The sequence below is a fragment of the Streptomyces sp. M41(2017) genome (assembly GCF_002078175.1).
Classification (GTDB): domain Bacteria; phylum Actinomycetota; class Actinomycetes; order Streptomycetales; family Streptomycetaceae; genus Streptomyces.
In genome coordinates this window covers 5,155,367-5,172,753 of record NZ_MWFK01000001.1, presented here as the reverse complement: position 1 = coordinate 5,172,753, position 17,387 = coordinate 5,155,367, and the positions used below count along the sequence as shown (strand labels likewise).

The 17,387-nt window shown below is 73.2% G+C and carries 17 protein-coding genes; 5 read left to right on the top strand and 12 right to left on the bottom strand.

The genetic code is table 11. From position 1 onward, the window contains the following. Positions 1-20: 20 nt before the first annotated feature. Complete coding sequence (locus B0675_RS22570) at positions 21-1,022, bottom strand: DUF3626 domain-containing protein (protein WP_081220627.1); 1,002 nt, start codon at positions 1,020-1,022, stop codon at positions 21-23. A 179-nt stretch (positions 1,023-1,201) separates the two neighbouring features. Next, complete coding sequence (locus B0675_RS22565; RefSeq protein ID WP_081220626.1) at positions 1,202-1,798, bottom strand: TIGR03086 family metal-binding protein; 597 nt, start codon at positions 1,796-1,798, stop codon at positions 1,202-1,204. 119 nt (positions 1,799-1,917) lie between these two features. On the opposite strand from B0675_RS22565, the gene B0675_RS22560 reads away from it, so the two are divergent. The 3 genes from B0675_RS22560 to B0675_RS22550 all read left to right on the top strand — a co-directional run bounded on the left by B0675_RS22560 (position 1,918) and on the right by B0675_RS22550 (position 5,676). After that, on the top strand, positions 1,918-3,180 hold the full coding sequence (locus tag B0675_RS22560) for an aromatic acid exporter family protein (protein ID WP_081220625.1): 1,263 nt from the start codon (positions 1,918-1,920) through the stop codon (positions 3,178-3,180). 95 nt (positions 3,181-3,275) lie between these two features. Next, complete coding sequence (locus B0675_RS22555; RefSeq protein WP_081220624.1) at positions 3,276-4,337, top strand: hypothetical protein; 1,062 nt, start codon at positions 3,276-3,278, stop codon at positions 4,335-4,337. A gap of 115 nt (positions 4,338-4,452) precedes the next feature. Next, the gene (locus B0675_RS22550; protein ID WP_179165343.1) at positions 4,453-5,676 is read left to right on the top strand and encodes a lactonase family protein; all 1,224 of its coding nucleotides are present in this window, start codon (positions 4,453-4,455) and stop codon (positions 5,674-5,676) included. Here B0675_RS22550 and B0675_RS22545 read toward each other — a convergent pair. The 3 genes from B0675_RS22545 to B0675_RS22535 all read right to left on the bottom strand — a co-directional run bounded on the left by B0675_RS22545 (position 5,644) and on the right by B0675_RS22535 (position 7,619). Continuing rightward, on the bottom strand, positions 5,644-6,369 hold the full coding sequence (locus tag B0675_RS22545; protein WP_081220623.1) for a DUF2470 domain-containing protein: 726 nt from the start codon (positions 6,367-6,369) through the stop codon (positions 5,644-5,646). The two genes, B0675_RS22550 and B0675_RS22545, sit on opposite strands and share 33 nt — an antisense overlap. Positions 6,370-6,455: 86 nt before the next feature. Beyond that, positions 6,456-6,818: a hypothetical protein gene (locus tag B0675_RS22540; RefSeq protein ID WP_081220622.1), complete on the bottom strand. Its 363-nt coding sequence runs from the start codon at positions 6,816-6,818 to the stop codon at positions 6,456-6,458. Between the two features lie 192 nt (positions 6,819-7,010). Continuing rightward, positions 7,011-7,619: a TetR/AcrR family transcriptional regulator gene (locus B0675_RS22535; RefSeq protein ID WP_081220621.1), complete on the bottom strand. Its 609-nt coding sequence runs from the start codon at positions 7,617-7,619 to the stop codon at positions 7,011-7,013. Between the two features lie 109 nt (positions 7,620-7,728). On the opposite strand from B0675_RS22535, the gene B0675_RS22530 reads away from it, so the two are divergent. After that, on the top strand, positions 7,729-9,222 hold the full coding sequence (locus B0675_RS22530) for a cytochrome P450 (protein WP_081220620.1): 1,494 nt from the start codon (positions 7,729-7,731) through the stop codon (positions 9,220-9,222). Positions 9,223-9,506: 284 nt separating this feature from the next. Here the strand turns inward: B0675_RS22530 and B0675_RS22525 are convergent, their stop codons facing one another. Beyond that, on the bottom strand, positions 9,507-10,346 hold the full coding sequence (locus tag B0675_RS22525; protein ID WP_081220619.1) for a pentapeptide repeat-containing protein: 840 nt from the start codon (positions 10,344-10,346) through the stop codon (positions 9,507-9,509). Positions 10,347-10,473: 127 nt separating this feature from the next. Here B0675_RS22525 and B0675_RS22520 point away from each other — a divergent pair, with 127 nt between their 5' ends. Next, positions 10,474-11,379: an SDR family oxidoreductase gene (locus B0675_RS22520; RefSeq protein ID WP_081220618.1), complete on the top strand. Its 906-nt coding sequence runs from the start codon at positions 10,474-10,476 to the stop codon at positions 11,377-11,379. A gap of 3 nt (positions 11,380-11,382) precedes the next feature. On the opposite strand, the gene sigJ is transcribed toward B0675_RS22520, so the two are convergent. The 6 genes from sigJ to rhaS form a co-directional block, all read right to left on the bottom strand. Then, entirely contained in the window at positions 11,383-12,282 is a 900-nt protein-coding gene (gene sigJ / locus B0675_RS22515; protein WP_081220617.1) for an RNA polymerase sigma factor SigJ, read from the bottom strand. Positions 12,283-12,332: 50 nt separating this feature from the next. Beyond that, positions 12,333-13,166, bottom strand: a complete 834-nt coding sequence (locus tag B0675_RS22510; protein WP_081220616.1) for an enoyl-CoA hydratase/isomerase family protein — start codon at positions 13,164-13,166, stop codon at positions 12,333-12,335. A gap of 105 nt (positions 13,167-13,271) precedes the next feature. Next, complete coding sequence (locus tag B0675_RS22505; protein WP_081220615.1) at positions 13,272-14,573, bottom strand: alpha/beta fold hydrolase; 1,302 nt, start codon at positions 14,571-14,573, stop codon at positions 13,272-13,274. Between the two features lie 132 nt (positions 14,574-14,705). After that, positions 14,706-15,731 carry a LacI family DNA-binding transcriptional regulator gene (locus B0675_RS22500; RefSeq protein WP_081220614.1) on the bottom strand — a complete coding sequence of 342 codons (1,026 nt, stop codon included), beginning with the start codon at positions 15,729-15,731 and terminating at the stop codon, positions 14,706-14,708. Positions 15,732-15,927: 196 nt separating this feature from the next. Next, the gene (locus B0675_RS22495) at positions 15,928-16,251 is read right to left on the bottom strand and encodes an L-rhamnose mutarotase (protein ID WP_081220613.1); all 324 of its coding nucleotides are present in this window, start codon (positions 16,249-16,251) and stop codon (positions 15,928-15,930) included. Positions 16,252-16,290: 39 nt separating this feature from the next. Next, the gene (gene rhaS, locus B0675_RS22490; protein WP_081220612.1) at positions 16,291-17,379 is read right to left on the bottom strand and encodes a rhamnose ABC transporter substrate-binding protein; all 1,089 of its coding nucleotides are present in this window, start codon (positions 17,377-17,379) and stop codon (positions 16,291-16,293) included. Positions 17,380-17,387 lie beyond the last annotated feature (8 nt).

Sequence of the window (17,387 nt, the reverse complement as noted above, 5' to 3'; positions counted from 1 at the left end):
GGGCCGCGCCATCGCCGGGTTCAGCGGCCGTTGCCGGCCGGGGCGTTCGCGCTCCGGCCGCTCTCGTCGCCAGTGGCGGCGCGCCGCGGGGCGGCCGGCTCACGCGCGGTCCACGCGCCGGACACCCCGTACTCCGACGTGCGACCGCCCCTCGCCGTCCCCGCTCCCGGCGGGGCCCCGAAGCGGGCGAGGCAGTGCCAGACCTTCTTGAGGTCCTGCGGGTCGTGGCGTCCCGTTCGCACGGCGTCGCCGATGACGCGGGGGTCCAGCCGGCCGTTCTCGGCGATCTCCGCGCCGAGTGCGACGAATTCGGGACCCCGGAAGCCGGGGTGTCTGCGCAGTTCGGCGACGTCGAGGCGGTAGCCGGGATGCCAGGCGACCGCGCAGGGCAGGCGGCCGGCAGCGGCCTCGACGGGAGTGCCGCGGTAGGACGGGTCGAGAACCAGGGCCTCCACGTCCCTGGCCAGGACGACCGGTCCGTGGATCTGTGCCTCGATGTAGTCGTCGAGGGCGTCCCGGTCGTCCGCCTCGGCCAGTTCCACGAGGGACATGCGGGACGCCACCCCGAACGCGGACGGTTCGGCCGCGCTGTCGGGGTAGCAGAAGGTGGCCCGGCGCAGTGCCGCGCCGGTGAGGCGGAAGTGCGAGGACCCGAACCGGGGCGCGGCGCCCACCGCTTGACGCCGGAAGTCGAGACCACCGTAGACGGGCCGCTCGACGGAGCGGGCCGTGTCGTAGGCCGCGCCGAAGATCCGGCTCTCCCAGCGCCAGCGGTCGCCGCCGGGGTGCGCGGTGAGTCCGCCGTTGCTGGTGCCCGTGACGAACTGTGACCGGTAGACGCCGTCCCGGGCCAGCGCGTCGAGGACCGGGACGCCGTGCGCCGACCGGTCGGGGTGGAAGTTCACGGTCAGCCGCAGGGTGGGATCGAGTGCGGGACCCGAGGAGAGCGCCTCGACATGGCGCAGCGCCCGCTCCCCCGGGGCGCTCCCTGGCCGCGTCGTCCGGCTGTCCCCGACATCCATCGGTTCCTCCCCGTGGAGCACGCCGCCCGGCCCGGAACCCGCCGCTCCCGGGTTCCGGGCCGGTGACCTCGGGAGCACTCCCCCAGTGATCTCGCATGGCACGGGTCGGCCGCAACTCGATTGACGGCGCGACCGCGCCGGGCCGCCCTCCCCCGGGCCCCCGGTTCAGGTCATCCGGTTCAGGCCGACCGCGGCGTCCAGTACGGGTCACGGCCGAGGAACGCCAGCAGGGACGCCGCCGGGCCCGCGTCCGCGGGTGTCTCGCGCGGGGCGGCGAACACTCCGAAGGCGTCGCGGAGATGATCGGCCAGGAGGTCCGCCGCGAGGCGGATGCCTCCGGCCAGGTCGTCGTCGAGAGGCGACCTCTGGCCCGTCGCGACGGCGATGTCCCAGGCGTGCACCCCGGCGTCCATGGCACCCGCCGCGGCGGCCACCCGGAACGGCAGCGGCCCGAGCGGTGTCGGTACCGCCTCCATGTCGGCGGGCAGCCCCGCGTAGACGCCGGCGACGTCCGTGAGCACCTTGTCGAGCGCCGCGGCGGCGTCGGCCACGGGCTCGTCGGAGGGCTGGAAGGCGTCCGAGTCCGGCCAGCCGGTGCCGGTGACCGCCGCGCCGTACGCCTGCTGGTCGAGTCGCGCGTGGTTGAGTACCTGCCGCACCGTCCACTCGCCGCACGGCGTCGGTGCTCCCCACGCACCCTCGGGAACGCCTGCCGCCACGTCACGCAGCCGGGTGTGGGCGCGTGTCAGCAGTTCGATGCCTTCGACGTCACTCATCCTGAAGTCCTCCAGACGCGGTCCTGCCGGGCTGATGACATCAACGTAGACGCCCTTGCGGACAGATACGGTCCGCAAGGGGAACGTTCGTACAGCTGTGAAAGGGGAAGGCCCAAGAGATGCAAGAGGCACGTGGTGAGTGGGCGGCGTCCGTCGCGAAGATCGTCGAGCGGCGACGGGAGCCGGTGGTCGTCCAGACGCTCCGCTCCACGTTCGCGGCGACCCTCGCCTACGTGGTGGCCGTGCATCTCAGTCCCGAGGCTGCGCCCCTGACCGCCCCGCTGACCGCTCTCCTGGTCGTCCAGGTCACCCTGTACTCGACGATCACCACCGCCATCCGACGGGTGAACTCCGTGGTGGTGGGCGTGGTCATCGCCATCGGGTTCAGCAGTCTGGTGGGTCTGACGTGGTGGAGTCTGGGTCTGATCATCCTCGCCTCGCTGGGGGTGGGACATCTGGTCCGGGTCAGCGAGTTCGTCCCCGAGGTGGCGATCAGCGCGATGCTGGTCCTCGGGGTCACCCGGGTAGGTGACACGGCGTGGGCCCGTGTCCTGGAGACGCTGATCGGCGCGGTCGTGGGCCTCGCCTGCAACCTCGTGCTCGCGCCTCCCGTGTGGGTGGGGGTGGCCGGCGAGTCCATCGAGGATCTGGCACGCCGGGTGCGGCAGTTGATGTTGCGGATCGGGGAGGAGGCCGCCGGCCGCACGCCCTACCAGCTGGCCGCCGAGCGGCTGCACGAGGCGCGCCGTCTCGACCACGACATCGCCTCGGTGGACGCGGCCCTGCGACAGGCCGAGGACAGCCTGAAACTGAACCCGCGCGTTCGCGAGGGGCTGCTGCACAGGGTCGTCCTGCGCACCGGCCTGGACACCCTGGAGATCTGCACCGTGGTCCTGCGGGTCCTGGCGCGCAGCCTCACCGACCTGGCGAAGGAGCGGGAGCCGGAACGACTGTTCGATCCGCAGGCGGGTGCCGTCCTGGAGGAGTTGCTGTCCGAGATGGCCGACGCGATCGTCAGCTTCGCGGTCCTGGTGACGACGGACGTCAGCCGCAGTGCGGAGAACGCCGAGGAACGGCTCAGCGCCGAACTCGCCACGGCGGCCGGGACACGGGACAAACTCGCCCAGCTGTTCCTCGATGAGATCCAGCGGGACGCGAGTCAGTGGCAGTTGCACGGATCGGTCCTCACCGAGGTCAACCGCATCATCGACGAGCTCGACACCGAGCACCGCACCCGCCGGCTCCTGGAGGAGCTGGACCGCAGCGGCCGCGAGGAGCGCGAGAACCGTCCGCATCTCGCGCGGTTGCGGCGCCGGCTGCGGCTGCCGTCGCGGCTGCGCCGCAACCGGAACCGTTCCGGCGCCTCCGGTCGTTCTACGTGAGAGGTCCGGCGTTCGGGCGGGGGTGACGGCGTGGAGTGGTGCGCCGCCGCTCGGCCGGCGCCGGGTGCGGAGCGACACGACGAGGGGGCGGGCGGATGACCGAGGACACCGTACGGATCGACGGGAACGTGCTGCGGCTGCCGGGCGGGGTGCAGGTGCGGTTCATCCGCACCCTGCGGCTGCCCGAGTCGGGCACCCACGCGCTGCCGCCGGGGCTCGGGGAGTTCCCCGTAAGGCGGGTCGAGGACTACGGCGACCGGGTGCCGGCCGCGTGGCGCGCCCGGGGCGGCGTGATGCTGCCGGTGTATCTGCGCGAGGCGATGTGGCTCAGTTTCGCGGGCACGGCGGAGCCTGCCGCGTTGCAGGTCGGCGTGGGCAAGGTGTGCGCCGTGTCGGGCAGGCCGTGGAGCTCCCGGCTGCACCGCGACCCGCAGAACTACGTCGTACTGCCGCGGCAGCCATGGCTGGACGGGATCAACTCCGGCAAGGGCACGGTCCGCCAGTTCGTGGCCGTCCCGCTGGGCCTCGGGGCGACCGTCGAGGGCCAGGTCACGGGCGAGGAGGTCTGGGGCGGCGTCCAGCTCCAGTCGTTCCCGCTGGAAGAACGGGAGCTGGCCGCGTGGCGCGAGGCGGAGCGCCGCAGGGTTCGGCAGCTCCCGCGGATGCCGATGGCGCCCGGGGCGTACGGCGGCGCGGCGATGCCGATGGCCGCGCCACCCGCGCCGGGAGCGGCACCCGCTGCCGCGGGCGCGGCACCGCTGCGGGCGCGCAGCGCACCGGCGATGGGCCTCGGCGTCGGCGGTTCGATGCGCCAGGAGGTCTATGAGGACGACCGGCCGCTGAAGGCCTGGGCCGAGGAGCCCGCCGGGCGGGTGTTCGTGCATCTCGTGACGCCGCCGGAGTGGCGCCGCATCACCGGCGAGGCCCCGCCGCCGTCCCCGGTGGACCGTGCCGCGTACACCCGTGCGGGACTCCCCTGGTTCGACTACTACGACGAGGACGCCTCGGACCTCGCGCCGGCGGACGGGCTGGGCTCGGTCAAGCCGGTCGGCGACTGGCTGGGGGACGACCACGAGCCCTGGCAGCAGCCGTCGCCCCACCAGGTCGAACCGCTCGGCGACGCGCCCGGCAAGCCGGTCGGGGACGGGGACTGGTAGACACCCGACCCGCGTTGCGTTCCACGCAACGCGGGTTGCCGTTCTTGCACTCGCGGCGCGCCGCACGCCAAGGTGGGTGTCACAGCTGAGGCAACCGACACCCCGAGGTGCAGGCATGAGCAGTGGTGCAGAGCCGTCACGCGGCCCGGGCGGCGGCTGGAGCAGGCGTCGTTTCGTGGGCGCCCTGGCCGGGGCCGCCGCGATCACGGCGGTCCCGGCACCGGCCCGGCCGCGGTCCGGTGCCTCCGCGGAAGAAGCGACGCCGAAGGCCCCGGCCGCTTCCCCGTCCACGCCCCGGGCGCAGCGTTCCGGCCCCCGTCCGCTGTATCTCGGCACGTACACCTCGGGCGAGGGGGCGGGGAAGGGGATCGGCCTGGCCACGTACGACGCGGAGTCGGGCGCGGTGACCGGTGGCGGTGTCGTGACGGGCGTCGCGAACCCGTCCTTCCTCGCGGTGCATCCCGACGGGCACACGCTCTACGCGGTCGACGAGCAGGACGCGGGCGCCGTGACGGCCGTGCGGCTCCCGGGGCACGAGGTGCTCGGCTCGCGGCCCACCGGCGGTGCGGGCCCCTGTCACCTGTCCGTTCATCCGGGCGGGCGTTGGCTGCTGAGCGCGAACTACACCTCGGGCAGCGTGGCGGTCCACCCGCTCGACGCCTCGGGCGCGATCGGCGAGCGCACCGATCTGGTCACGCACTCCAGCCCGGCACCGGGTCCCGGCCAACAGGGCCCGCACGCGCACCAGTTCGCCGCCACCCCCGACGGCGGCCATCTGCTCGCCGTCGATCTGGGAACCGACACCGTCTACACCTACCGGCTCGACGAGTCCGCGGGCACGCTCACCGAGGTGTCACGGGCGGCCGCGACACCGGGCGCCGGCCCGCGTCATCTGACGTTCCACCCCGGCGGGCGGTACGCCTACCTCGCCGACGAGGTCGACAACACCGTGGCGGTCTGCGGCTACGACCCGGCGGACGGCCGCCTCACGATCGGCGCGCCCCGGTCCACGGGGACCGGGAGCGGCACCAGTTACCCGGCGCAGTTCGTGGTCACGGCGAACGGCTCGTACGCCTTCCTCGCCAACCGGGGCCACAACAGCCTGACGCGGTACGCGATCGAGGAGGACGGCGCCCGGCTGCGCCTGCTGGACACCGTGCCGGTCGGCGGCGACTTCCCGCGCCACATCGCGCTCTCCCCGGACGGGCGGTTGCTCTTCGCGGCGAACCAGCGGTCCGGCACGGTCACCGTCTTCAAGGTCGACGACACGACGGGTGGACTGCGGCGCGTGGGCGAGCCGTTCGCCTCACCCGTCGCGGTCTGTGCGCTGCCGCTGTAGGGCCCGGGGACAGGACGCGGCACTCGCCTGCGTGAGCAGGACGTGCATGCGCTCGGTGAGCTGGGACACGTCGTCGGCGGGTGCGTGGAAGGGCAGGCGCACGTCGCCGTTGCCGCGCGCCCGCTCGATGCGCAGGGTCAGTCCGTGGCGGTCGACGGCCAGGGGCTGGACACGCACCGCGCCGTGCAGGCTGTCCGGTTCGACGAGGCGGGTGAGCCGCTCGATGGCGTCCGGGTGGGCGTCGGCGAGGTGGGTGAGCAACGGGGCCTCGGCGACGGCGAGCGGGTCGGGCTCGGCGGCGGCCAGTTCGTCCAGGTCGACCACCACGGTGCCGGAGGGCCGGCGGAGCACGGCGCGGGTCGGCCGGAAGGCCAGGTGACCCTCTTCGACGGCGAACCAGCCGGCGAGCCACAACCGGGCGCGGATCCGGTTCCGTACGGGCACCGGCGCGACGTCGGCGAACTCCAGGACGGCGGAGGGCTCTCCGCGCGGCGCGCAGATGGCGTTGGCGAGCAGCGCGCTGTCCTCGGGCACGTACAGGAGCACCCGGCCGTCGGCGGCGACGGAGTGCGCGCCGACGAACTCCTCCCGGCCGCCCTCGGCGCTGACCGCGCAGGACCAGGCCGCGGCGAGCACCGAACGGGCGTGCTCCGCCGCGGCGGGCGCGGCCGTCCAGGTGTCACGGTCACCCATCAGCTTCCTCCTAAGGTAAGGCTTGCCTAACTTAGCGAAGTTCCGGGCGTACGCCAACCACGCCTCGCCGAGAGTTCCGGACCGATTCAGAACCCGGGAGCGGGAAGGGAGCCCGGCCACCACAGGGGCACGCCGTCGGGACAGGCGGGGGTGACACCGCTCCAGAAGAAGGAGAGGGCGCACCAGCACAGGCCGAGGAGCGTCACCGCGAGGGCGACGGCGTGGAGGAGGGGGTGACCTCCCAGGACGGCGCCCACCAGCACCCAGCCCATGAGGAGGAGGGCGGAGAGGGCGGGGATGAAGAAGTAGAGCAGGAAGAAGCTGTTCGCGGCGTTGTGCACTCCGGCGTCACAGGCGTTCGTCGCCCGGCCCAGCAGCATCGTCGTGAGCAGCGCGAGCGCCACGCCCACCACCAGGCCGAGACAGCCGTGCACTCGTCGGTTCCCCATGCGTCGTCCCATTGTCGTCGGCTCCGGCAGGCACCTCAGCCGCACGGCTCGTCACGATGTCCACCTGCTCGGCGAGCCCCGAAGTAGGCCCCTCCAAGATCAACCTGTCCGAACACTTCTCACGCCCCGCCCCGCCCTGCGCGGAGAGGAGGTGATCCACGCGCGGACCGACGGCTCCGAACAGACCGTCGTTCAGGGGGCGATGGCCCCGAGCAGCGCCCGCGCGCACAGGTCGCGCACCTGGGCGCGGCTCAGCTCGGCACCGCGGAGCCACTCCAGGCAGACGGCGGTGGTGAAGGCCAGCCAGCCGCGGACGGCGATCCGCAGCTCGGGACGGCCCTCGGGGGCCCAGCCCAGTTCGGGATCGGCGGCGAGCGCGGCGAGGATCTGCCGCTCCTGCGCCGCCAGCGCCTGTCGGTAGACCTTGCGCACCGCCTGGTCGCCGGCCGCGTCCGCGCGGTGGAAGGCGCGGAAGCCGTGCGCGTGCTCCTCGACGTAGCCGAGGAAGGTGTCGAGGCCGGCCGAGAGCTGCTCACGCACCGGGACGCCCGGCACGGCCGCGGTCATCCGCAGCATGCGCCCGCTCTCCCGCTCGACCACGGCCGCGAAGAAGTCCCGCTTCGTCGGGAAGTAGTGGTACAGCAGACCGCGGGAGACCCCGGCGATCTCGGCGACCTGCTCGATCCACACGTCGTCGTACGGGCTCTCCGAGAAGAGGCGGGCCCCGACCGTCAGGAGTTGCTCGCGGCGCTCCTCGGTGCTGAGCCGCCGACGCGCGCGCTCCCCCTGTGTCCCGGCCATGCCCGCACTGTACTTGACGTCGGTTCAACAACGGGACGACACTGGACGGCGTTATTGAACCCGCGTACAACAGGTCCCAACCAGTGGTACCCACAAGGGAGATGGCGTGATGGCGGAGACCAGGGAAGCCGCACCGGCCGCGCTGCCGAAGGGGTTCCGCAGTGCGGAGCTGGGCTGGCCGGAACTGCGCCGCATCCCGCACCCGCCCCGCCGCGTCCCCCTGGTCGGCGACGTGATCGGCGCCAACGTCCGTTCCCCGCTGCAGGATTCACTGAAGTTCGGGCGGCAGCTCGGACCGATCTTCCGGCGCAAGGCCTTCAGCAACGAGATCGTCTTCGTGTGGGGCGCGGACCTGGCCGCCGAGCTGGCGGACGAGTCGCGGTTCGCGAAGCACGTGGGCCTCGGGATCGCCAACCTCCGTCCGGTGGCCGGGGACGGACTGTTCACCGCCTACAACCACGAGCCCAACTGGCAGTTGGCGCACGACGTCCTCGCCCCCGGCTTCAGCCGCGAGGCCATGGAGGGCTACCACCCCATGATGCTGGCGGTGACCGAGCGGCTCACGGACCGCTGGGACCGCGAACAGGCGGCCGGGCGCACGGTGGACGTACCCGGCGACATGACGAAGCTGACCCTGGAGACGATCGCGCGGACCGGCTTCGGCCACGACTTCGCCTCGTTCGAGCGCTCCCGGCCGCACCCCTTCGTGACGGCGATGGTGGGCACCCTGACCTACGCCCAGCGCCGCAACGTCGTGCCGGTGCCGCTGGCCCCGGTCCTGCTGCGCGAGGCCTCCCGGCGCAACACCGCCGACATGGCCCACCTCAACCGCACGGTCGACGCCGTGGTCGCCGCCCGCCGCTCCGGCGGCAGCGGCCAGGGGGACCTCCTCGACCGCATGCTGGAGACCGCGCACCCGGAGACCGGGGAGCGGCTGACGGCGGAGAACATCCGCCGTCAGGTCATCACCTTCCTGATCGCCGGCCACGAGACCACCTCGGGCGCCCTGTCCTTCGCGCTGCACTACCTCGCCCAGAACCCGGACATCGCCGCCCGCGCCCGTGCCGAGGTCGACCGCGTCTGGGGCGGCACCGACCGGCCGGCCTACGACCAGGTCGCCCGCCTCCGGTACGTACGACGGGTCCTCGACGAGTCGCTGCGGCTGTGGCCGACCGCCCCCGCGTTCGCCCGGGAGGCCCGTCAGGACACCGTGCTGGGCGGCGTCCACCCGATGCGTCAGGGGGCGTGGGCGCTCGTCCTGACGGCGATGCTGCACCGGGACCCGGCGGTGTGGGGGGCCGACGCCGAGGCGTTCGACCCGGACCGCTTCGACGCCAAGGCCGTACGGGCCCGTCCCGCGCACACCTTCAAGCCGTTCGGCACCGGGGCGCGGGCCTGCATCGGCCGCCAGTTCGCGCTGCACGAGGCGACCCTGGTCCTCGGCCTGCTGCTGCGCCGCTACGAGGTGCGGCCCGAGCCTGACTACCGGCTGCGGGTGGCCGAGCGTCTGACCCTGATGCCGGAAGGACTGCGCCTGCGTCTCGACCGCCGCGCCCCGGTGGCGGCGGTGCCGCGGACACCGGCGGCGCGGGGCGCCGAGTGAGGGGCCCGCTCGGCCGTCGTCCGTGAGGGCATCGGGGCCGGCGTCCGACCACCGCCCGCCCGGCACGGCCGATCGGCCGCGTTCGGCCCCCTCACCCGGCGACTCGACAGCACGACGTCGAGTTGCCCGCCCCAAGTCTCGAACGTTGCCGGTCGTTCCTGACCGATCTGAGCACCGCGACGGACGCCCACCTCACCGAGCAGGGCACGGCGCCGGCGCCGGGACCCGACGCCTCGGCGATCCGGCCCGCCGGCGCGGTCGACCGACCGGGCCGACGTGTCCCCTCACCCGGTCCAGTGGCCGGGGCGGGCGAGGGACTCCGGGAGCCGGGTGCCCGCGCTGCCGCGGGCCGCGTTCAACTGCGGCTGGGTGAGGAAGAAGGCCCCGGTCAGATCGGCGTCGGTGAGATCCGTGTCGCGGAGGTCCGCGCCGATCAGGTCGGCTCCGCGCAGATCCGCGCCCGTCAGGTCGGCGGCGATGAGGTAGGCGCCGCGCAGGCTGACGCCCCGCAGGTCGGCGCCCTTGAGGCGGGCGCCCATCAGGTCGGCGCCCCGGCGGTCCTTCTTCCTGCCGCGCCCGGTCCCCGCGCGCACCAGGTCGCTCGTGCGCAGCAGCAGCTCGTTGACCTTCTGCCGGTGCGCGCGCACGTCCAGGGCGCCCAGTTCGTCGGGGGTCAGCCGCGCCAGTTCCTCGGTCCGGTCGAGGAGCCGGCGGACGTCGGCGTGCACCGGGCGGGCGGCGGGCAGGGCCAGGGCCTCGTTCAGGTACCAGAGCAGTTCGTGGAGCTGACGGACGACGGGGAAGACGTCGAACATCTGACGGGCGCGCTCCGGGGAACCGGAGCGCCAGTCGACGCCGCCGTAGGTCTCCTGGGAGACCCGCTGCCCGGCGCCGAAGCAGTCGTACACCGTGCAGCCGGTGAAGCCGGTCTCCCGCAGGCGGGTGTGGATGCCGCAGCGGAAGTCGTCCGCCAGGTTGGGACAGGGCTTCCCGGCGTCCTTGTCGATCGCGAAGTCCGCCGACCGGGAGAAGGGCAGGGCGACGCAGCAGAGCCCGAAGCACTGGCCGCAGTCGGCCCGCAGTGCCGGGCGTGGGTCCTGGGCCGTGGTTCCGTCGTCTCGCATACGGTCCAGCCTACTGAGCACGGCCTCATGCCCTGGACTGCGTCGACGTCCTGGACGCGCGTCTCCCGCGCCGATCGCCGCGGTGACTGTCTGGATGTTTGGCGGCACACCGGGTATCGAGGGGGCCATGGATCCCACCGCCGGGCTGCCCGGTCTCCCCGCCCCTCCCCCGCTGGGCGCGAGTGCCCTGCCGGCCGGGACGTTCGACGGCTCGCTGGTGCTCGTCACCGGGGGTGGCACCGGGCTCGGGCGGGCCGTCGCCGCGGAGTTCGCCCGGCTCGGCGCCGACCTGCTGATCGTGAGCCGACGCGAGCGCCATCTCGGCCCGGCGCGAGCGGAGTTGGCGATGCTGGGCACCCGGGTGTCGTCCGCGGTGTGCGACATCCGGGACCCGCGACGGATCGCCGAGGTCTTCGACGCGCACGCGCTGCCCGACGTGCTGGTGAACAACGCGGCCGCCAACTTCCCCGTGCCCACCGAGGACATGTCGCCGAACGCCTGGCAGGCGGTCGTCGACATCACCCTGACGGGAACGTTCCTGATGACCCGTGAGTTCGGGCGCCGGCACCTCGCGGCGGGGACGCCGGGGTCGGTCATCGACGTCGGCGCCTCGTACGCCTGGACGGGCGGACCGGGGTTCGCGCACAGCGCGGCGGCGAAGGCGGGGGTGGAGAGCCTGGTGCGGACGCTGGCCGTGGAGTGGGGCCCGTACGGCATCCAGGTCAACGGGCTGGTGCCCGGGCTGATGCCGCACACCGACATGAGCGACGACATCCGCGGCAACCTCGCCCGGGCCGAGGACGCCGCGGAGCCCGCCGGGCCGGACGGGCACGACCGGCGCCAGCCCGCGCTGCGGGTCGGCGCCCCCCGCGAACTCGGCTGGGCGGCGACCTTCCTGGCCTCCCCCTACGCCCGTTTCATCACCGGCCACACCCTCGTGGTGGACGGCGCCAACTGGCAGCGCAGGGGGCTCGTCAGCCCTCCGGTGACACCGGTGCGGGAACAGCTGGGGCGTGGCCCCTTCACCGGCTGACCGTCACTCCCCCGGCCCGGCGAGACCGAGCCGGGCGAGCCGCTCGGGGTCGGCGAGGATGTGCAGAGCGACGATCCTGCCGTCGACGACGGTGATCCCCATGACCGACAGCGGCCGCCCGTCGACGCGGGCGACGACGCCGGCCTCCCCGTTGACCAGCACCGGCTGCGAACTCGCCGCGAACCGGGAGAAGGTGAGGGCCTGCCGGGCCACGGCCGCCGCCCCGCGGACGAGCTTGGAGGCGGCCGCGCCGCCGACGTGCGGTCCGGAGTCGGCACGCAGCACGACGTCGGGGTCGAGGACGGCGAGCAGCGCCTCGAAGTCCCCGGCGCGGGAGGCGGCGAGGAAGGCGTCGAGGACCTTCTTCTGCCGGGTGACGTCGCGTTCGGGTTCGGGGGCGTCCGCCTTGACGCGGCGGCGGGCCCGGCTCGCGAGCTGGCGGGTGGCCGCGGTCGACCGGCCCACGATCGGCGCGATGTCGTCGAAGGGCACCGCGAACAGGTCGTGCAGCACGAACGCGAGCCGTTCCGCGGGTTCCAGCGCCTCCAGGACGACGAGGAGGGCGAGTCCGACGGAGTCGGCGAGGAGCACCTCCTGCTCGGGGTCGATCCGCTCCAGGGAGCCGATCACCGGGTCGGGCACGAACGTGCCGGCGTACTCCAGCGGTTCCTCGCGGCGGGCGGTGCGGGAGCGCAGCATGTCGAGGCAGATCCGGCCGACGACGGTGGTCAGCCAGCCGCCCAGGTTCCTGATCTCGTCCGGGTCGGTGCGGCCGAGTCTGAGCCAGGCCTCCTGGACGGCGTCGTCGGCCTCGCTCAGCGATCCGAGCATCCGGTAGGCCACCGCTCTCAGATGCCCGCGCTGTTCCTCGAACCGGTCCGCGAGAAGGTCGCTGTCGGCCATCGGTCCCCCTGACTCGTCGTACGTGCCGGTGACCGATCAAAACATGCCGGTCACTTCCCCTCGAAGCGGGGCGCGCGGCGGGCCCCCTTGGCGGCGTAGCCCTCTGTCGCGTCCTCGGAGGTCAGGGTGAGCGCGGCCGAGAGGGCCGTACGGTCGAGGGCCGCCGCCAGGCCGGCGTCGGCGAAGGCGTCGATGTCCCGCTTGACGGCCTGCACGGCGAGGGGCCCGTTGGCCGCGATCTCGGCGGCCAGGGCGCGGGACGCGGTATCCAACTCGCCCTTTTCAACGACGAGTTGAACGAGGTGGAGGCGTTCGGCCGTGCGCGCGTCGAGACGCCGCCCGGTCAGCGCCAGGAACTTCGCCCAGCCGGCGCCCGCCTCGCGCGCGATCCGCAGGTCGCCGCCCGCGTCGACGGCGAGGCCCAACCGGGCCTCGGGCAGCGCGAACGCGGCGTCGGCGCAGGCGACGCGGACGTCCGCCATCAGGGCCAGCTCGAAGCCGAAGCCGAGGCAGTGGCCCTGTACGGCGGCGACGACGGGCTGCGGGAGCGACGCGAAGGCGGCGAAGCGTTCGTGGGCCCAGCGGATGCCCTCGTAGTAGGCGCGGGTGCGCTCGGCGCCCGAGCGGCCGGTGATCGCGCCGCCCGGTGCCGTCACGTCGATGCCCGCGCAGAAGGACCGGCCCTCGGCCCGGAGCAGGACGACCCGGATCGCCGGGTCGAAGCGGATCCGGTCGGCGAACAGGCCGAGTTGGCGGGTGGACTCCCAGCTCCACGCGTTGAGCTTCGCGGGCCGGCACAGGGTGAGGACGCCGACGCCGTCCTCGACGTCCAGCCGCAGCCGTTCCTCGCCCTGCGAGATGTCCGTGCGCGTGGTGTCGATCATCCGTGCCCCCTCAGTGTTCTGACAGGTCGTCAGAATTCTAAGGGGGTGGGAGGTCCCGGACGTCAGGGGACGTCGCGGGGCACGGAAACGGTGGGCCGCGACCCGTCAGACGTCGTCGCGGCTGAGTGCGAGCAGCCGGTCCAGGACACGCGGGCCGCCGGCCCGGACGCCGTCGTGCTCGAACTCGTCGGTCACCCAGGTGCGCAGTCCGCGCACGGACCGCGCGGTCTCGAGCGCGTGCCCGGTGTCCACGTACATGTCGTCGTGGTAGACCGCCGCCGCGACCGGCACCTCGTTGGCGGCGAGCCGGGCCCGGTCGTACAGCGGCGCCCAGTCGGTGCGGGCCGCCAGTTCCTCGGCGGTCTCCCGCAGGGGGCGCAGCGCCGGGTCGGTCTCGAACATCCAGGGGTGCACGGACTCGCCGGTGAACAGCAGCGGACCGTCGTTCGCGAGGGTCTTGGCGGCGTCGAACTGCGGGAACTCGGCGCGCACCCGCTCGGCGGACCAGGCGGTGGGGCGGCCGTCCTGGGCATAGATGACCTCGTGGACCAGCGCGTACAGGGGGTGCCCGGCGTACGACAGGAGCCCCTGGACCTCTTCCTGGAAGGCGTCGGAGAGCGCCGGGCCCTGCGGGGTGCGCACGAAGGCGTCCTCCAGCAGGTAGTGCAGGCGGTGGCTGCCCTCGCTGCCACCGAGGAGGATGCCCAGCGACTGGAAGGCCTCGACGGTCAGGCGGTAGCCGCCGCTGAGGACCGGCTCGTGCTGGAGCACGTGCTCGGCGATCCGGCGGGCGCGCTCGACGTCCTGCGGGTAGCGCGCGTAGTGTGCGGCGACCTTGCGCTCGATGCGCGGGTAGGCGGCGCGGTAGACGTCGTCGGCGTGCCCGTCGAGGGTGGGCAGCCCGCCGGTGACGAGGGCGGCGCTCAACCCCTCGGGGGCGCTGGACAGGTAGTGCACCGTGCAGAAGCCGCCGAAGCTCTGGCCGAGGACCGTCCAGGGCGCGCCGCCGGTGAGCCGGCGCCGGATGGTCTCGCAGTCGCGGACGATGGAGTCGGCACGGAAGAGCGCGAGGTAGGCGGCCTGCTCGCGGGGACCGCCGCGCAGCGGGAGGGTCTGCCGGTTGGCGGGCGTGGAGTGACCGGTGCCGCGCTGGTCGAGCAGCAGGACGCGGAACTCCTCCAGGGCCCGGCCGAGCCAGGCCTGCCGTCCGACGAAACGATTCGCCCCGAAGCCGGGGCCGCCCTGGAGGTAGACCAGCCAGGGCAGCTCCTGCCCCGCCTTGTCGCTCGCGACGACCTCGCGGGCGAAGAGCTCGATGGTCTCCCCGTCCGGGCGGTCGTGGTCGAGGGGCACGGTGAAGCGGTGGTCGGTGAGGACGACACCGGGCTGGCGGTAGCTGAGGGTCAACGGGACTCCCGAGACGTACGGATTTCAGGCTGTCCCAGTTGAGCACATGTGCCCCCGCCCGCGGAGCCCGGGATCAGGACAACGGGCTGAACAGTGACTCAGCAGCCCGGTGACGGGGAACTGAACGGCCGCTCAGCGCGCGGCCAGGCTGGAGTGGCGTACGACCAGCTCGGGCTGGAGGACGACACGCCGGTGTTCGTGCGGCGTGGGCGCGGTCTCCGCCTCGATCTCCTCCAGGAGCAGCTCGGCGGCGAGGGCGCCCATGGTCATGGCGGGCTGGCGGACGGAGGTGAGCGGGACGGCCGCCGCCGCGGCGAACTCGATGTCGTCGTAGCCGACGATGGCGAGGTCGCCGGGGACACCGACACCGGCCGCGTACATGGCCTGCAGGACGCCGAGCGCGAGCAGGTCGTTGGCGCAGAAGACGGCGGTGGGGCGCTCGGCGAGGCCGAGGAGGCGTGCTCCCGCGTCCCGTCCGGCGGCGACGTCGAGCCGCTCGGTGGGCAGCTCTCGGAGGTTGCCGGGGCCGAGGCCGGCCTCGGCCAGCGCGTTCAGCGCGCCGGTGCGGCGGTCCCGGACCTGGTTCAGCCCGGGCGGTCCGCTGACATAGGCGATCGAACGGTGTCCCGCGTCCACGAGGTGCCGGACGGCCAGGGCGCCGCCCGCCACGTCGTCCACCGAGACGGAGCACTCGGTGGTGCCCACGGCGACCCGGTCGACCAGGACGAAGGGGATGCCGTTGCGGCGGAACGCCTCGATGTTGCGGCCGCTCGCGTCGCTCGGTGTCAGCAGCACGCCGCGCACCCGCTGCTCCGCGAAGAGCGACAGGTAGTCGGCCTCCTCGCTGGGGCTCTGCGCGCTGTTGCAGACCATCACGCCTAGCCCGGCGTCCCGCGCGGCGCGCTCGGCGCCCCGCGCGACGTCCACGAAGAAGGGGTTGCCCATGTCGAGGACGAGCAGTCCCATGATCCGGCTGCGACCGGCCCGGAGTTGGCGGGCCGACTCGCTGCGCACATAGCCGAGCCGGTCGATGGCGGACAGGACGCGGGCCCGCGTCTCGGAGGCCACCGAGTCGGGGCGGTTGATGACGTTCGAGACCGTGCCGACGGAGACTCCGGCTGCACGGGCGACGTCCTTGATACCCACCGACTGGGCCATCGGGCGGGAACCTCCAGAAGAACTCGAAGCGGCGGGCAGGGCCCTCACAGTACCCGCGAGCGGGCCGGAACCGGTGGTCATGAGGGAAGCCCGGGAAGGGACGGGACACGGGGCGGACGGGCGGTCCCGCCGGACGTCACCCCGCAGGTCACGGGGTGGGTCGCGGCCGGCGGGACGCGCGCGTCGTGGCGCCGGGTCAGGCGAGGTGGAACACCTCGGTGAGGGGTTTCATGGCCTCGTCGGGCCGGGCGCCGTCCAGTGCGGTGAAGAACGGCGCCATCTCCGCCTGCCAGCGGGCGTTGACGTCGGTGGCCTCCATGGCCGCCCGGGCCGCGGCGAAGTCCTCGGTCTCCAGGTAACCGACCAGCAGGCCGTCCTCGCGCAGGAAGAGCGAGTAGTTGTGCCAGCCGGTGGCCGAGAGCGCGTCGAGCATCTCGGGCCACACGGCGGCGTGCCGCTCGCGGTACTCGTCGAGGCGGTCCGCACGGACCTTCAGCAGGAAACACACGCGGTGCGTCAACGACCCTCCCGGGTCCGGAAGTCGAGCCGGCCGGGACGGTCAGAAGTCGAACTGGTCGATGTTCTTCGCGTCGAAGACGGTCGGCTTGCCGAGGTTGATCACGCCGTCCTTGCCGATGGTGAAGGAGCCCATGTCACCGGCCTTGAACGTCTCGCCCTCCTTGCCGGTGATCTGGCCCGAGGCGAGCGCCACGGCGGTGCGGGCGGCCAGCTCGCCGAGCTTCGCCGGGTCCCACAGCTCGAAGCCCTCGACGGTGCCGTTCTTGACGTACTTGCGCATGTCGTTCGGGGTGCCGAGGCCGGAGAGCTTGACCTTGCCCTTGTACTTGGAGCCGGACAGGTACTGCGCTGCCGCCTTGATGCCGACGGTGGTCGGCGAGATGATCCCGGCGAGCTTGGGGTGCTCCTGGAGGAGGCCCTGGGTCTGCTGGAAGGACTGCTGGGCGTCGTCGTTGCCGTAGGCGACCTTGACCAGCTTGATGTTCTTGTACTTGGGGTCCTTCAGCTCGTCCTTCATGAAGTCGATCCAGGTGTTCTGGTTCGTCGCGGTCTGCGCGGCGGACAGGATCGCGATCTCGCCCTTGTAGCCGATCTGCTTGGCGAGGAGCTGCACCTCGGTGCGGCCGAGGTCCTCGGCGCTGGCCTGCGAGACGAAGGCGTTGCGGCAGTCGGCCTTGGTGTCGGAGTCGTAGGTGACGACCTTGATCTTGTTCGTCATGGCCTGCTTGAGGGCGGTGCACAGCGCGCCCGGGTCCTGCGCGGACACGGCCATGGCGTTCACCTGCTGCTGGGTGAGCGTGTTGACGTAACTGACCTGGCCGCTGGTGTCGGTGGCGCTGCTCGGGCCGACCTCCTTGTAGGTGGAGCCGAGCTCCTTGAGCGCCTTCTCGCCGCCCTTGTCGGCGGAGGTGAAGTAGGGGTTGTTGACCTGCTTGGGCAGGAAGCCGACGGTCAGCCCCTTCTTGGTGGCCGCGTTCGGGTCGGCCTTGGCGCCGCCGGCCGCGGAGTTGGAGCCGCCCGAGTCCTTGACGTCGTTCTTGGTGGTGCCGCCGCACGCGGTGACGGCCAGGGCGAGGGAGGTGACGGCGGCGAGCGCCGCGCAGGTACGGCGGATCGAAGACTTGCGCATGGCTGACG

Coding starts and splice junctions, on each gene's coding strand:
- B0675_RS22560 (WP_081220625.1), top strand. CDS start 1,918: ATGCAAGAGGCACGTGGTGAGTGGGCGGCGTCCGTCGCGAAGATCGTC.
- B0675_RS22525 (WP_081220619.1), bottom strand. CDS start 10,346: ATGCGAGACGACGGAACCACGGCCCAGGACCCACGCCCGGCACTGCGG.
- B0675_RS22540 (WP_081220622.1), bottom strand. CDS start 6,818: ATGGGGAACCGACGAGTGCACGGCTGTCTCGGCCTGGTGGTGGGCGTG.
- B0675_RS22535 (WP_081220621.1), bottom strand. CDS start 7,619: ATGGCCGGGACACAGGGGGAGCGCGCGCGTCGGCGGCTCAGCACCGAG.
- B0675_RS22500 (WP_081220614.1), bottom strand. CDS start 15,731: ATGGCCCAGTCGGTGGGTATCAAGGACGTCGCCCGTGCAGCCGGAGTC.
- B0675_RS22520 (WP_081220618.1), top strand. CDS start 10,474: ATGGATCCCACCGCCGGGCTGCCCGGTCTCCCCGCCCCTCCCCCGCTG.
- B0675_RS22565 (WP_081220626.1), bottom strand. CDS start 1,798: ATGAGTGACGTCGAAGGCATCGAACTGCTGACACGCGCCCACACCCGG.
- B0675_RS22530 (WP_081220620.1), top strand. CDS start 7,729: ATGGCGGAGACCAGGGAAGCCGCACCGGCCGCGCTGCCGAAGGGGTTC.
- B0675_RS22570 (WP_081220627.1), bottom strand. CDS start 1,022: ATGGATGTCGGGGACAGCCGGACGACGCGGCCAGGGAGCGCCCCGGGG.
- B0675_RS22550 (WP_179165343.1), top strand. CDS start 4,453: ATGAGCAGTGGTGCAGAGCCGTCACGCGGCCCGGGCGGCGGCTGGAGC.
- B0675_RS22555 (WP_081220624.1), top strand. CDS start 3,276: ATGACCGAGGACACCGTACGGATCGACGGGAACGTGCTGCGGCTGCCG.
- B0675_RS22545 (WP_081220623.1), bottom strand. CDS start 6,369: ATGGGTGACCGTGACACCTGGACGGCCGCGCCCGCCGCGGCGGAGCAC.
- sigJ (WP_081220617.1), bottom strand. CDS start 12,282: ATGGCCGACAGCGACCTTCTCGCGGACCGGTTCGAGGAACAGCGCGGG.
- B0675_RS22510 (WP_081220616.1), bottom strand. CDS start 13,166: ATGATCGACACCACGCGCACGGACATCTCGCAGGGCGAGGAACGGCTG.
- rhaS (WP_081220612.1), bottom strand. CDS start 17,379: ATGCGCAAGTCTTCGATCCGCCGTACCTGCGCGGCGCTCGCCGCCGTC.